Genomic DNA, 14,027 nt, shown 5'->3' on the forward strand with positions numbered 1-14,027 from the left:
TACGAGCGGAGAACGGGATGAACGCCATCCGGCAGGCCTACGACACCGTGCAGCGATCATGGACCGGGCAGCAGTGGGATGCCTGGGCGGCGACCTGCGCCCCCGATTACGCATTCGACACCGGTACCGGCCTGCGACTGGATCTCGCGGGGACCCTGGACTGGAGCAGCGCCTGGTTCAGGGCCTTCCCGGATTACGCCGAGGACATTCGCGCGGTGCATCCGGCACCGAACTCGGCGGTCGCCGAATTGGTCGGCCGCGCAACCTCGGTGGACGACTTCGTCGTCGCCGGTGCGACATTGCTCCCGGCGACCGGCCGGCGGTTCGAGATCGCCTACGCCAAGGTTCTGGTCTTCGACACCGACTTCAAGGTGGTCGAGGACCGGCAATACCTGGACACCGCCGCTCTACTCCGGCAACTCGGCGCGAGCTGATCGGCGGCGCCCGAGCGCGTACGCGGTCACGGCCGCCACCACCGCGGCCGTCAGCTGCACTCCGTTCGACAACCGCACCGCCCGGCGCAGATCGGGTACCCGCGGGGTCCGCCCGTCGCCCAGCACCGGACGCATCTCGGTCCCGTGGCGATACTCGGTCCGCCCGCCCAGCGCCACGCCCAGCGCTCCGGCCATCGTGGCCTCGGCGACACCCGCGTTGGGGCTCGGGTGCGCCCCGGCGTCGCGGCGCCACGCGCGCCACGCATCGCCGGGCCGCCCGCCCACCAGCGGCGCGAGCATCACGGTGAGGACCCCGCTCACCCGCGCGGGCAGCAGATTCGCCAGATCGTCGACGCGCGCGGCGGCCCAGCCGAAGTTGGTGTAGCGCTCGTTGCGATAGCCGACCATCGCGTCGAGCGTGTTGATCGCCCGGTAGCCGAGCAGCCCCGGCACTCCCGCGACCGCACCCCACACCAGCGGCGCGACGGTGGCGTCGGAGGTGTTCTCGGCAATGGATTCGACTGCGGCACGGGCCAATCCGTCGGCGTCGAGCGCTTCGGGATCGCGTCCGCACAGCGAGGGCAGCACCTCCCGCGCACCGGTCGACTCCCCCGCCTCCAGTCGATCCGCCATCTCGCGCCCGGTCCGGGCGAGCGTGGTGCCGCCGAGCGCGATCCACGTGCCGACCGCAGTGATCACGATGGTGCCGAGCCCCGCGTGACGACCGGGGCGCCCCTGCACCACCGCCGTCCGGACGCCGGCGCACCCGCCTCGCCTGCCCCCGGCCACGCCGCCGTGCCGATTCCGCCATGCCGACACCACGCCGCTCCCACGGGTGATTCCCGATGGCCGGGCAGCGATCTCCGCGCCCGCGCTCAGCGCGACGACACCACCCACCAACACGATCTCGTGCACGACCCCGGCGGCACGCGCATCACGATATCCGGCCGATTCCACCGCGGCGGCCGCCGTCCCGAACAGCGCCACCGGATGTCCTCGCCGCGGATCACCGAAAATCCGATCCGCCGCGAATCCGATCAGCAGTCCCGCGGCCCGCGCCGTTCCATATCGCACCGGGCGAGACTATCGGCCCCCTCGGGCACCCCGATGTCACACTCGGCCCGGCGGCATCGTCACCATGAGGAGGCACCCGCGCGGCGGGCGCGCGCGGCGAGACGAGGATGGCAGCTGTGACGACCGGACACGACGATATCGATCAGACCGAACTGGCACGCCGGTTCGAGGAGCATCGCCAGTATCTGCGCCGCGTGGCCTACAGCACGCTGGGCAGCCTCAGCGATGCCGACGACGTCGTGCAGGAGGCGTGGTTGCGGCTGCAACGCTGGTACGAAACCCGTTCTCCCGGTGAGCGAATCGACAATCTGCGCGCCTGGCTGACCACCGTCACCGGCCGCCTCGCGCTGGATCAGCTGGGTTCGGCCCGGGCGCGCCGCGAACAGTACGTCGGCGAGTGGCTGCCGGAGCCGGAGGTCACCAGCTGGGACGACCCGGCCGACCGCGTTTCGCAGGACGAGCGCGTCACCACCGCCCTGCTGGTGGTCCTCGAATCGCTCTCGCCCGCCGAACGCACCGCCTTCGTGCTGCAGGACATCTTCGGCATGACCGGTCCCGAGGTCGCCGACGTGGTGGGCCGCACCCCCGCCGCCGTCCGCCAGCTCGCCTCCCGCGCCCGCAAGCACGTCGAGGACGGCACCCCGCGCTTCCCGGCCTCCCGCGACGAACACGAGAAGGTGGTTTCGGCCTTCTCCGCGGCCTGGCGGTCGGGCGATCTGAGCGGCCTGCTCGGCGTGCTCGACGAGAACGTCACCCTGACCGCCGACGGTGGCGGCCGGGTGCCCGCGATCCGGCAGCCGGTGCAGGGCGCCGAGCTGGTGGCCAAGCTGTACTTCGGCTGGTACCGCGCCGGAACCGGGGCTTGGGCGCGCATGGTTCAGGTCAACGGTCTGCCGGGCCTCATGGTCTTCGACGGCAACCATCTGGGGATCATGGCCTTCACCGTCGAACAGGACCGCATCACCTCGATCGCGATCGTCCGCAATCCGGAGAAGCTGCACGATCTGCCCGAGGGCGAACCGGATTGGACGATGTGAGAGTTCGCTCGGCGCGGCCCGTCACCGGCACGCCTGCCACCCCGCCCCCTGACCGACCCCGAGCAGGCCGTGCGCCCGGGCCACCTCCGGTGAGTACAGCTGTCCCGCATCGGCATTGAGCCCGGCCTCGAGGCCCGGGTCGGCACGGCAGGCCGCCCGCCAGCCGAGATCGGCGATGGTTCGCACATACGGCAGGGTGGCGTTGGTCAACGCGACGGTGGCGGTGTGCGGGACCGCGCCGGGCATATTCGCGACACAGTAGAACAGCGAATTCGCCACGGGGAAGGTCGGTTCGGCGTGCGTGGTGGGATGGGAACTCTGGAAACAACCGCCCTGATCGATGGCGATATCGACCAGCACCGTCCCCGGCCGCATCCGCTCCACCAGGGTGTCCGGGACCAGTTGCGGCGCTCGCGCTCCCGGCACCAGCACCGAACCGATCACCAGATCCGCGGCGACGACCGCCCGGTCGATGTCGGCCGCGTTCGAGGCGAGAGGAGTGACCCGGCCGGCGAATCGGATGTCGAGTTCACGCAATCGCACCGGATTGGTGTCGAGCACGATCACCCGCGCACCCATCCCGACCGCGACCGTCGCCGCACTCGTTCCGGCCACCCCGCCGCCGATCACCACCACTTCTGCCGGCCGCACCCCCGGCACGCCGCCCAGCAACACTCCGGCGCCACCTTCGGGCGCCATCAGGTGGTAGGCGCCGACCTGGGGTGCGAGTTTGCCGGCGATCTCGCTCATCGGCGTCAGCAGTGGCAGTGATCCGTCGGGTCCGCGCACGGTTTCGTAGGCGATCGCGGTGATGCCGGAGGCCAGCACGGCGTCGGTGCACTCCCGGGAGGCCGCCAGGTGCAGGAAGGTGAACAGCACCTGCCCGGCATGCATGCACGAATATTCGGGTGCGATCGGCTCTTTCACCTTCAGCACCAGTTCCGCCTCGTCCCACACCGCGTCGGCGCTCGCGGCGATGTGCGCGCCGGCGGCCACGTAATCGGCGTCGGTGAATCCGGACCCGAGTCCGGCGCCGGATTCGATCAGCACCCGATGACCGTGCCGGGTGAGTTCGACGGCGCCGGCCGGGGCGAGGGCGACCCGGCTCTCCTGCGGTTTGATCTCGCGCGGAACCCCGATTCTCATACCGCCATCGTGGCCCTGATCCGGGCGCGGTGCCATGATCAAGTCGCGGCGATTCACAGAACCGCAACCAATCGGCAATCGATCCGCGCCCGGCAGACCGGCATCGGCGTCACACGGTGATCGACTCGCCCAGCGGTGGGATCCGCAGTTGCTTCTCGCGCCCGCCGTAGCCGAAGGTGCGCCGCAGGTGCTCGAGTGTCTCGGTGAAGTGCGCCCAGCCCTCGGCGTGTACCGGCACCACGACCGCCTCGCCGAGCACCTGCGCCGCGGCCAGCGCCGTGCGCGCGTTGAGCGTGACGTCGCTGTCCTCGAACCGGCCCACGTTGGCGGCGCCGACGTTGAGCAGGGCTATGTCGATGCGGCCGAATTTCGCCACGATGCGCTCGACGTAGTCGACGGAGGCGTTGTCACCGGAGATGTAGACCGTCGGCAGGTCCTCGGCCTGCAGGACGAAGCCGGTGACCGTGCCGCTCAGCGCCTCCGCGCCCTCCGGCCCGTGCAGCGCCGGTACCGCGGTGACGGTGACGGCGCCGATGCGCACCGACTCCCACACCGTCAGTCCCCGAACGCCTTCCAGGCGCCCGGCCGCTTCCGGCGTGGACAACACCGTCTCGACGCCGGCCATGACCTCGCGGCCCGCCGGATCGAGGTTGTCGGGATGCTGATCGTGCGACAGCAGCACCACGTCCACCGGGCCCACGCGATCCGCGGCGACCGCCGGTCCGGTCAATTTGTGCAGGGTGAGCGCGCCGGAGGAGTAGTCGCCGGGTTCGTCGAAGGTCGGATCGGTCAGCCAGACCAGCCCGCCGTAGGTCAGCCGGACGGTGGGGCCGCCGATGTGCAGGAGTTCGACCGTGGTGGAGAGCGTGTTCGTCATGAGCAACAGCTTGTCCCGATCCGGCACGCTCGAACAGTGGCCCGCAGGCCACGCTTCGATAAGATCGGGCCATGCATGTGGTCGCGGTGGTCGCCTTCGACGGAATCAGCCCTTTTCACCTGTCCGTCCCCGGGATGGTGTTCGGCCGCATCGGCACCAGCGTGCAGGACAGCGCGCCCTACCGGGTGCTCACCTGCGCGGAAGTTCCCGGAATCCTCGGCACCCCCGGCGATTTCGACCTCGTCGTACGCCACGGCCCCGAGGCGATCGACCGCGCGGAGACCGTGGTGATTCCCAGCTGGAACCCGGAACTTCCTGTGCCCGAGGTCATTTCGTCGGCCCTGTGGCGCGCACACGAACGCGGCGCCCGCATCGTCGGACTGTGCCGCGGCTCCTGGGTGGTGGCCGCCACCGGTCTGGCGGACGGGCGTGAAGTCACCACACACTGGGGTCTGGCTCCGGCCCTGGCCCACGCGTTTCCCGCGGTGACCGTGCGCGCGGATCGGCTGTGGACCGACCTCGGCGATGTGGTGACCTCCGCGGGAGTGGCTGCGGCACTGGACTGTTGCCTGCACCTGGTGCGCGCCGATCACGGCGCCCGCGCCGCGACCGAACTCGCACGCACGCTGGTACTGGCCCCCTACCGCGCCGGCTCCCAGGCGCAGTACATCCCGCTCGCGGTGCCCGACGCCACCGACGACGACCCCATCGAACACGCGATGGTCTGGGCGCGAACACATGTGGACCAGCCCATCGATCTGGACAGCTGGGCCCGCACGGCGCTGATGTCGCGGCGCACCTTCACTCGCCGCTTCCGCGAACGCACCGGAGCCAGCCCGCAGCGCTGGCTGCTCGATCAGCGCATCGACCGCGCCCGGCTACTGCTGGAATCCACCGACGACACGATGGACCGCATCGCCGCCGAGACCGGCCTGGGCACGGCGATGAATCTGCGCCACCATTTCCATCGCACGCTCGGGCTGCCACCGGCCGCACATCGCGCCCAGTTCCGGGCCAGCTATGTTGACCTGCATGATGATCAAGCTGGGTGAGCACGAGCCGCAGATCGACGACACCGCGTGGGTGGCGCCGACGGCCACGGTGATCGGCCGGGTGCGGCTGGGTGAACAGGTCAGCATCTGGTACGGCGCGGTGATCCGCGGCGATCTGGAGGACATCGGCATCGGCGCCGGCACCAACATCCAGGACGGCTGCGTACTGCACGCCGATCCGGGATTCGAACTGCAGGTAGGCAGCGGAGTGTCGGTGGGCCACAACGCGATTCTGCACGGTTGCACGGTCGGCGACGACGTGCTGGTCGGCATGGGCGCGACCGTGCTCAACGGCGCGGTGATCGGCGAGGGCAGCCTCATCGCCGCCAACGCCCTGATTCCCGAGGGCATGAAGATTCCGCCCGGCTCCCTGGTCGCGGGCGTACCGGGCAAGGTGCGGCGCGAACTCGGCGATGCCGAACGCGATCGCATCAAGCTCAACGCCGCGGTCTATCTGCACAATATGAGCACTCACCGCGACGCCGGCACCCAGCTGTGAGACGGGCCACACTGGTCAAGCGTCCAGGTTGATCTCTTGGTAGCATCGTCGCAGCATGTTCGCGGTCCGCGGCAGTGAATCATCGCCCCGGGCGGCGCACTGCGACGTGGGTATGCAGGAGGTTAGACGGTGTCGTACGAGCAGTCCGGTATGCACCGACCCCAGGGGCGGATCAGTGTGGCCGATATCGCGGCCCAACCCGGTGGCATCGAGGCGCTACAGCGTCGAGTCCACGAATTACGTTGCAACGGAAGCGATTTCGCCGCGAACGCGATCGAGCGGGAAATGGCCGCATTCAATCTGCGCTGAGCGCGGGCGGCGTGAGCCCGGTCGGGGACGTCGGTGACGGTCCGGCGCGATGAGATAATGATCGTCAGCCTTCCGCATCGACGCGGTCATTCGCCGACTCGACTGGAGACCCCATGCCCCCTGTTCCGTCCATCCTGGCCCGCATCCTCGAGAAGCCCCGCTCCGACGGTGAGCAGCTGCTCGAGAGTGCCCTGTCGGCCTTCCTGGACTTCGGGATCAAGCGGACCAGCATGGGTGAGATCGCGCGCCGCGCCGGCATCAGCCCCGCGACGCTGTATCGCCGCTTCGAATCGAAGAACGATCTCGTCGAGGCGGTGAGCGTGCGCGAGGCGCAGCGCTTCGTCGCCGATATCGAACAGCGGGTCGGCAGCATCACCGACAACGAGGATCAGCTGGTGGAGATCTTCGTCGTCTTCATCACCGCGCTGGCGCACAACGAGCTGCTGCAACGATTGCTGCGCACCGAACCCGAGCTGATCCTGCCGCGCTTGACCACCGACGCCGGCCCGATCCTCGCGGTCGGCCGCGCCTACCTGGCCGACAAGCTGCGCGGTTTGCAGAAGGCCAACGCCGAACTGGATTTCGATGCCGACCTCGTCGCCGAGATCATGGCCCGGCTGGCGCAGTCCCTGGCGTTGACTCCCGACGGGCTGATTCCGCTCTCGGACGCGGAGGCCGCCCGCGCCTTCGCCCGGCGGACGTTGCTGCCGATGGTCGGCGGCCACACCGCCTGACGGCCGGGCCTGCGATGCACAGTGCGGCTGTCGCCGGCTACCAGGAAGACTCCGACGCGACGCTGCCGGGCGGCCCGACACCGGTCTCGCCCAGCCCGAACGCCGCGGCCACGCGCCGATCGAGCAGCGCGACATCGGGTTCGGCTCCGCCGTTGGCCAATTCGCGTGCCAGGTCGGTGAGCCGCTGTCCCGCATCGGTATTCGGATCGGGGAGCGGAAGCCGGGTGACATACTGCGTGATCCACCGGCGCCGCCCGGCATAGAGCCGATTTCCGCACACGGCATCGTAGAATTGCAGCCCGAGCGTCGAATTGGCCACGCCCATCAGCAGATACGCGATCCGCTCGTCGCCGATATCGGCCAGCGACATCCAGTAACAGTCCCCGTTCACCACCGCACCGCTGCGATCGAGCGCGAACCGCGGCGCCACGCTGATATCCGGGAACACCACCTTCGGACGGCACCACAGATGCGGCCGCTGCGGCACCCAGATCTCGAACCACTCCCGCCCGGTGCCGGTGAGGTAGTCCCGAGCGGCCAGGGTGTCCTTGTGCTGAGCGAGATAGGCCGCGGCGTCCGGATATTCGCTCAGATCGACCGGTGTGCGGCACGAGCACGAAGTCTCGTAGGGGTACAGCACCCGGGTGTCGCGGGCGCGTGCGATCCGCCACGGAGCGAGGTCGTGATGAGTCAGCAGCTGCCGGAGCAGTTCGGGCTCCGGACAGCAGGGCCGATCCTCCCACCGGTCCGAGATGAAGACTCGATCGGCATTCGTCTTGATGCCCACCCTGATTCGTGCCACCTCGCCGAACGTGCGCCACGTGCCGGCGGCGATTCGCCCCAACCAGGCGTCGGTATCGGGTCGCGACATGCGCCACGGCGTTGTGGGATCGAAAGTGCTGGTGAGTGATTCGTCTTCACACTCCACATCGGCCCATGCGTCGCCACCATCGGCGAGAATTCGCGCGGGCCCGCCGGCCGAACCGCGCCGCGGGTTCCCCGATCCGCACGGTTCGCCGTGCGCACCGGTCCACAGCGTTCCGGTCTCCACCACGATGCGGCGACCGCCGTGGTCGACGACGGAGTCGGCCGGAGCGACCACAGCGTCGAACAGGTCGGCAGCGGCCGTCGGCTCCCGCTCGGACTCGTAGGCCGTGACGAACCTGCAGGTCCGCTGCTCGTGCCCGCGCACGGCGATTGTCACCGCGGGCAGGACCGCCGCCTCGAACAGCCGAGTGTCCCCAAGGTCGTAGAGCTCCACCGGCGTCAGTTCCGCATACAGCAGCGCCCGCAGATTCGCCCCCGCCTTGGTGCTGAGGAATCGGTTGGCGCACAGCAGACCCAGCACTCCACCGGGTCGCAACAACCGCGGAATCGTCGCGACGAACGGATGGGTCAAATCGATACGTCCCGACAGCCCGAACTGCTTGCTCAGCATCTGCGCGGTCGCGCCACCCAGCTGCTGAGTCCGCACATACGGCGGGTTCGTGATCACGGCGTCGAAGTGCGAGTCGGTCAATTCGGTTGCCGCGCAGAGGAAATCCCCCACCCGCCAATCGATGACGACCCGATTCGACGGTGGCGCGGTATCCACCCCAGGCGACGCGCCGAGGTATGCGCCGACCGCGTCCGCCACCCGCGATCCCGCCCACGACTCGGCGGTGCCCTCCTCCGGCCAGACCTGGGACCTGCCCCCGAATCGGCTGTTCCACGACGTCCCCCTAGTCTGAGCTTCCCGGACCGCCGCGGCATTCAGGTCGTACCCCACCAGATGCAAGGAGGTATCCGGAAAGCGTTGTGCCGCAACATATGCCACCGCCGACAGCAACTCACCGTCGCCGCAGGCGGGGTCCAGCACCGACAACTCGCGTTCCGGTCGCACATGCGCGAGCATCCGCTCCGCGAGAAACTCCGCCAACCGCGGCGGCGTGTAATGCCGACCGTGCCGTTTCCGCGCCCCACCCCCGCCCGGCTCCCGTCCCGCCCGGCGGTCTGCTGCTGGCTGCTCCCGCCCGCCGCGCATGTCCGCATTGTGCCTGCTGCGAGCACAAATGTGGGCGAACTCGACGTATCGCGCCGCAGGTCGCTCACCGGCGTTGGACGCGCTCCTCGGGCGGACCGACCGCTCCACGGTCACGCAGGTAGGTCTCCAGGGCGTCCAGATCGGTCGGGCCGACCGCCGTATCCGTGCCCCGCGTGAACACCGCGAAGCCGTCGCCGCCGGAGGCGAGGAAGTTGTTGGTGGTCACCCGGTAGGTCGCGACCGGATTCACCGGCCGGTCTCCGATGCGGACGGAATCGGCGATCACCTTGTGTCCCGGGGCGGCCTTGTCGTCGTAGGAGTAGGAGATGCCCGCGACCGAGAGCACGGCGGGTTTGCTCTTATTGTCCCACTGCTGTTCCAGCAGGTCCAGTATCTGGCGACCGGTCAGGGTGACGGTGACGACCTGATTACCGAACGGCTGCGTCTCGTAGATGCTGCCGTAGGTGATCGGCCCGGGGCCGATGTCGGCGCGCACGCCGCCCGGATTCATGAACGCCGCCACGGCCTGCGCCGAATCGTGGGTGACATCGAGCATCGCATCGGCGATCACCGCACCGAGCGGGGATTCGCCGCCACCGCGATCGCTGCGCGTCAGCGGGGCCGTCGCGGTGCCCACGACCCGTTGTGCGCGCGGTGCCGCCTGGCCGGAGAAGAATGCGATCGACTTGTCCACCGCCCGATCGGGAGCGACATCGCGGGTCACTACCCGGTTGACGGCGTGCGCGGACACCTTCCCGTGGTCGAACCGCAGCGTGACGTCGGTGATCAGGCGCCCGTAGGACGACGCCTGCGTGACCACCTTGCCGTCGAATTCGCAGTTGTAGGCCTGATGGCTGTGCCCGGTGAGCAGCACTCGAACGGCGGGATCCGTATGCGCCGCGAGCGCCGGCACATCCGGACTGATGTCGGCGCAACCGTTGTAGTCGGTGGTCTTCGCCGGTGTTCCCTGGGCGCCGCCGTCGTGCACCAGGGCGACAACGGTTTCGGCACCGGCCTGTTTCATGGCGGGCACGTACTTGTTGATCGCCTCGGCTTCCTCGCCGAAGGTGTAACCGCGAATTCCTTCCGGGAAAACGAGATTCACCGTATCGGGCGTCACCACCCCGACGACACCGATCTTGTGCCCGCCGATCGTCAGCATCGTCCACGGCCGCACTCCGGCCGGAGGCTCACCGCGGGAGTCGGTGAGATTGGCGGCGAGGAAATCGAAGTGTGTTCCCGAGAACGGCTCCCCCGGTGAGCACCCGTCGAGCGCACAGCCGCCCGCGCGCAACCGTCCCAGCTCCACGACGCCGTGGTCCAGCTCGTGATTGCCCACCGCCGACGCCGCCACCCCGATCTGGTTGAGATAGCCGATCGTCGGCTCGTCGTGGAACAGCGACGACACCAGCGGACTCGCCCCGATGTTGTCCCCCGCCGACACCACCGCGCTGTCCGGATACGCCGCCCGCAACCGCTGCAGATGCGTGGCCAGATACGCCGCCCCGCCCGCGGTGTACTCCCCCACCTGCCCGTTGCTCGCCTCCGGCGGTTCCAGATTGCCGTGCAGATCGTTGATCCCGAACAGGTGCACCTCGCCGGGTTGCGCCGCCGGAAGGTCGCTGGTGGAGACCAGCGGTATCGCGCCCCGATGTGTGGTTTCGCTGCTTCCGCCGCATCCGGACAGCGCGACCAGACTCATCGCGACGGCACCACCGGCCGCCATGCGCCGCAGAACACCCATACCGTCAGACTCTGACATACGGGAACGTCCCCGAAACGACGGTTCGGTGAACTCTGCTGTCGCCCTGCGCTATCGCCGACAGGAGACGGCTGCTCGGTGCGTCAGCCCACGGTGATCGGCAATGTCTCCCAGCCGCGCACGGTCGAGGTCGACGACAAGGTGATGTTGTCCCAGTCGACATCCCACGTCGGGAAGCGGCGCAACAGCTCCTCCAGCGCCACCCTGCCCTCGAGCCGGGCCAGCGCCGCGCCCAGGCAGAAGTGGGTACCGAGGCCGAAGGTGCGGAGATTGCTGATCTTGCGGTGGATATCGAACCGCTCCGGGTCGTCCCATCGCTCCTCGTCGCGGTTCGCCGACGCGATGAGCAGCATCATCGCGCTGCCGGCGGGCACGGTGGTCCCGTAGAGCTGCACATCTTTGGTGACGTAGCGGGCGATGGCGTGGCCGGTGGGCTCGAATCGCAGCGTCTCCTCGATCGCGTTCGGGATCAGGCTCGGATCGGCGACGAGCTCGGCGCGCTGTTCGGGGTGGCGGGCGAGCAGCGCACCCAGCCAGCCGATCAGCCTGGCGGTGGTCTCGTTACCGGCCCCCGCGACGACGGAGACATAGGTCAGGATCTCGTCGCGCGTCAGCGTCCGCGTCACGCCCTCGGTGTCGACGAATTCGGCGCGCATCAACTCGGTCATCAGATCGTCGGAGGGATTGTCGGCGCGCCAGTCGATGTATTGGGCGAACTGTTCGGCATCCGGAATCGCCTTGTCGGAGATCTGCATTCCCTGCCCGGGCTCGGTGCGCAGCGCGCTGTCGGCCTTGTCGCGCACGGTCTGCTGATCGGCCTCCGGGATGCCGAGCAACATGCCGATCACACGCATCGGCACCTCGTTCGCGAACGCGGTCATCAGATCGAACTGATCTTTCCCAGCGAGCCGGTCCAGCGACCGCCGGCACAGGTCGCGGATCTGCGGCTCCAGCGACATCACCCGCCGGGGCGTGAACACCCGCTTGAGCAGCGCGCGGTGGATGTCGTGCGCCGGCGGATCCTCCATCAGCAACGTACCCGGCGGAATCTCGATCCCCGCCTTGATGATCTCCAGAATCGGCCCCCGCGACGACGAGTACGTCTCCCAGTCCAGCAGTGCGGGATCGATATCCGACGCGCGGGTGAGGGCATAGAAGTCGTGCTTGTCGTTGTAGTAGAGCGGCGCTTCCGCCCGCATCCGCCGATAGATCGGGTAGGGGTCCTTCGCGATCTCGCGGTCGAACGGGTCCCAGTAGACCGCGTCGGCGCTATCGGGCGCGGGGGCGTCGTCGAGTGCTGTGGCAGGGCGAGGCGTGTCAGGCATACGGATCATTCTCTCTCAATGAGAATGAGAATTCCATAGCCGAGAATATCAATATCCTGCGTGGTTGCCGCGAGCGGTCGCCACTGGGCCGCCGCGCGCCCGACGGGGCAGTGCCCCCGCCCGCTCCCCGACAGGCAACGCCGACGACGCGGAACGTCGAGCCGACTGCTCCGCGTACACCCTCAGCGACTCCGAGTCGACATTCCGTCCGGTCGGAATTTGTTGTCTTATCTCACTTTTCGACCGTCCATGGGCCGCCGAGCAGCCCACCAGCCATTACCGTCCGAAAGCCGTTGTAGCGCAGCGTTATCACGCGACTTTCGGTGGAAGCACTCGGTTAACGTTGATGTGTTACAACGCTTCTGGAGGTCGAACCGGCCATGCTGATAATCAACGGCGACATCACCAAACCGAAGACCCAACAGCAGGTCGTCGAATGGCTCGCGAACTACGTCACCCAACCCGGAATCGCCGTCTCCGGCGTCTACATCCCCAGGCTGGACGGCGGTAGCACCGAAGCCGATCTTCTGGTTTTCACTCCGCACGCGGCGGCCGTCGTCGAGGTCGACGCTCTGCGCAAGAAGACCCGCGGACCGCTGTCGTATTCGATGAACGAGCGGTGGTCCGCACCCGGCATCCACGGCGACCCGGTCCAACTCCGCGGCGACGACCTCAACCCGCTGCACCAAGTGCGCAGGCCCGTCTCCGCCCTGAGAACCTTCGTCGCCGAACTGACACGCGGCCCGGAACCGTTCGTGGACGGCCTGACCCTGCTCATACCCAAGTCGGGCAACACGGTCACCCTCGACAAGGGCCCGATGCCCGCCGGGTTCACCGTCCTGCTCGGCGACAGCGCCTCCCAGCTCTACTCGTGGTTCGGCCGGACCGCCCAGCACCGCGACCGAACACCGTGGACCGCGGAGCTGGTCGTCACCGTGCTGACAGCCCTGCGAGTCGACCGCACCCGCGACGCCGAAAGCCGCCGCCGGCTCTACGCGGAGCTGGTGGCGGAGGGATTCCCGACCGAGGTGTCGGCGGTTCCGAGAGAAGGAGACGGAAGCTCAACTACCTCGACGCCCGTCTCCGCTTCCCCTGACGCCCCGGTCGCCCAGCCGGAGCAAGAAGACTGGAACGAACCGAATTCGCAAGGGCTCCCCGCAGGTTCACACAACCCGTCTTCGCAGATCGATTCGATACCCGCAACCCCGCCGACCCTCGCCACCTCGTCGGACGCACCGGCCCAGCCGGGACAGGCAGACCAAGCCCGCCCGAATTCGCAAGCGGTCCCCACAGATTCACACCTCCCGCCGTCGCGGAACGCCCAAGACAACGCGGCCCCACCGACCTCGTCGCCCGACCCAGTCCCGTCACCCTCACCGGCTTCCTACGCCCGGGCCCACCCCGGGACCCCACCGGCTTCGCACGCCGACCCGACATTCTCAGCTGTACGGACTTCGCGAGCGGACCCGAAGCCTGCGTCCACACAGGCTCTGCAGACCGACGCCAGTCCCGCACCCGCACCCGGGGAGCCAGCCACAGACTCCAACTTCCGAACCCAACCCCCAGCACGCCACCGCCTCCGCACCGCACTCCTCGGCATCGCCGCCGTCCTCATCCTCATCTGCGGCATCGGCTACATGGCCGGCAAGGACCACCCCCGCGCACAATCCGACTCCCAACCGGCACCATCCCAGGTCCGCTCGCGAAGTCCGTACAGCTGAGAATGTCGGGTCGGCGTGCGAAGCCGACATCATC

At 68.6% G+C, this 14,027-nt stretch carries 13 protein-coding genes; 7 read left to right on the plus strand and 6 right to left on the minus strand.

The features are described 5' to 3' along the window. The first annotated feature begins 17 nt into the window (after positions 1-17). On the plus strand, positions 18-434 hold the full coding sequence (locus A5789_RS20210) for an ester cyclase (protein WP_064903188.1): 417 nt from the start codon (positions 18-20) through the stop codon (positions 432-434). Here A5789_RS20210 and A5789_RS20215 read toward each other — a convergent pair. Next, complete coding sequence (locus A5789_RS20215) at positions 408-1,508, minus strand: cobalamin biosynthesis protein (protein WP_064903189.1); 1,101 nt, start codon at positions 1,506-1,508, stop codon at positions 408-410. The two genes, A5789_RS20210 and A5789_RS20215, sit on opposite strands and share 27 nt — an antisense overlap. A 116-nt stretch (positions 1,509-1,624) precedes the next feature. On the opposite strand from A5789_RS20215, the gene sigJ reads away from it, so the two are divergent. Next, positions 1,625-2,545, plus strand: coding sequence for an RNA polymerase sigma factor SigJ (gene sigJ, locus A5789_RS20220; RefSeq protein ID WP_369817518.1), 921 nt, complete (start codon positions 1,625-1,627; stop codon positions 2,543-2,545). A gap of 21 nt (positions 2,546-2,566) precedes the next feature. Here sigJ and ald read toward each other — a convergent pair whose 3' ends face one another. Both ald and A5789_RS20230 read right to left on the minus strand, forming a co-directional pair. After that, positions 2,567-3,691, minus strand: a complete 1,125-nt coding sequence (ald, locus tag A5789_RS20225; RefSeq protein ID WP_064903224.1) for an alanine dehydrogenase — start codon at positions 3,689-3,691, stop codon at positions 2,567-2,569. A gap of 109 nt (positions 3,692-3,800) precedes the next feature. After that, positions 3,801-4,568: an MBL fold metallo-hydrolase gene (locus A5789_RS20230; protein WP_064903226.1), complete on the minus strand. Its 768-nt coding sequence runs from the start codon at positions 4,566-4,568 to the stop codon at positions 3,801-3,803. 71 nt (positions 4,569-4,639) lie between these two features. Here A5789_RS20230 and A5789_RS20235 point away from each other — a divergent pair, with 71 nt between their 5' ends. The 4 genes from A5789_RS20235 (at position 4,640) to A5789_RS20250 (ending at position 7,162) form a co-directional block, all read left to right on the plus strand. Continuing rightward, positions 4,640-5,620 carry a GlxA family transcriptional regulator gene (locus tag A5789_RS20235; RefSeq protein ID WP_064903190.1) on the plus strand — a complete coding sequence of 327 codons (981 nt, stop codon included), beginning with the start codon at positions 4,640-4,642 and terminating at the stop codon, positions 5,618-5,620. Further along, on the plus strand, positions 5,601-6,119 hold the full coding sequence (locus A5789_RS20240; RefSeq protein ID WP_063011153.1) for a gamma carbonic anhydrase family protein: 519 nt from the start codon (positions 5,601-5,603) through the stop codon (positions 6,117-6,119). Before A5789_RS20235 ends, A5789_RS20240 begins: the two co-directional genes overlap by 20 nt. 129 nt (positions 6,120-6,248) lie before the next feature. Continuing rightward, positions 6,249-6,428: a hypothetical protein gene (locus A5789_RS20245; RefSeq protein ID WP_064903191.1), complete on the plus strand. Its 180-nt coding sequence runs from the start codon at positions 6,249-6,251 to the stop codon at positions 6,426-6,428. A 113-nt stretch (positions 6,429-6,541) separates the two neighbouring features. Then, positions 6,542-7,162, plus strand: a complete 621-nt coding sequence (locus A5789_RS20250) for a TetR/AcrR family transcriptional regulator (RefSeq protein ID WP_063011157.1) — start codon at positions 6,542-6,544, stop codon at positions 7,160-7,162. 37 nt (positions 7,163-7,199) lie between these two features. Here A5789_RS20250 and A5789_RS35765 read toward each other — a convergent pair whose 3' ends face one another. From A5789_RS35765 to A5789_RS20265, 3 genes are all read right to left on the minus strand, one after another. Further along, positions 7,200-9,185, minus strand: a complete 1,986-nt coding sequence (locus A5789_RS35765; protein ID WP_255401798.1) for an N-6 DNA methylase — start codon at positions 9,183-9,185, stop codon at positions 7,200-7,202. Positions 9,186-9,249: 64 nt separating this feature from the next. Then, complete coding sequence (locus A5789_RS20260; protein ID WP_227463046.1) at positions 9,250-10,929, minus strand: bifunctional UDP-sugar hydrolase/5'-nucleotidase; 1,680 nt, start codon at positions 10,927-10,929, stop codon at positions 9,250-9,252. A gap of 101 nt (positions 10,930-11,030) precedes the next feature. Then, the gene (locus A5789_RS20265; protein ID WP_064903229.1) at positions 11,031-12,272 is read right to left on the minus strand and encodes a cytochrome P450; all 1,242 of its coding nucleotides are present in this window, start codon (positions 12,270-12,272) and stop codon (positions 11,031-11,033) included. Positions 12,273-12,652: 380 nt separating this feature from the next. On the opposite strand from A5789_RS20265, the gene A5789_RS20270 reads away from it, so the two are divergent. Continuing rightward, on the plus strand, positions 12,653-13,993 hold the full coding sequence (locus A5789_RS20270; protein ID WP_064927330.1) for a nuclease-related domain-containing protein: 1,341 nt from the start codon (positions 12,653-12,655) through the stop codon (positions 13,991-13,993). The last annotated feature ends 34 nt before the right edge of the window (positions 13,994-14,027 follow it).

It is taken from the genome of Nocardia sp. 852002-51101_SCH5132738 (assembly GCF_001665695.1).
Lineage (GTDB): Bacteria > Actinomycetota > Actinomycetes > Mycobacteriales > Mycobacteriaceae > Nocardia > Nocardia nova.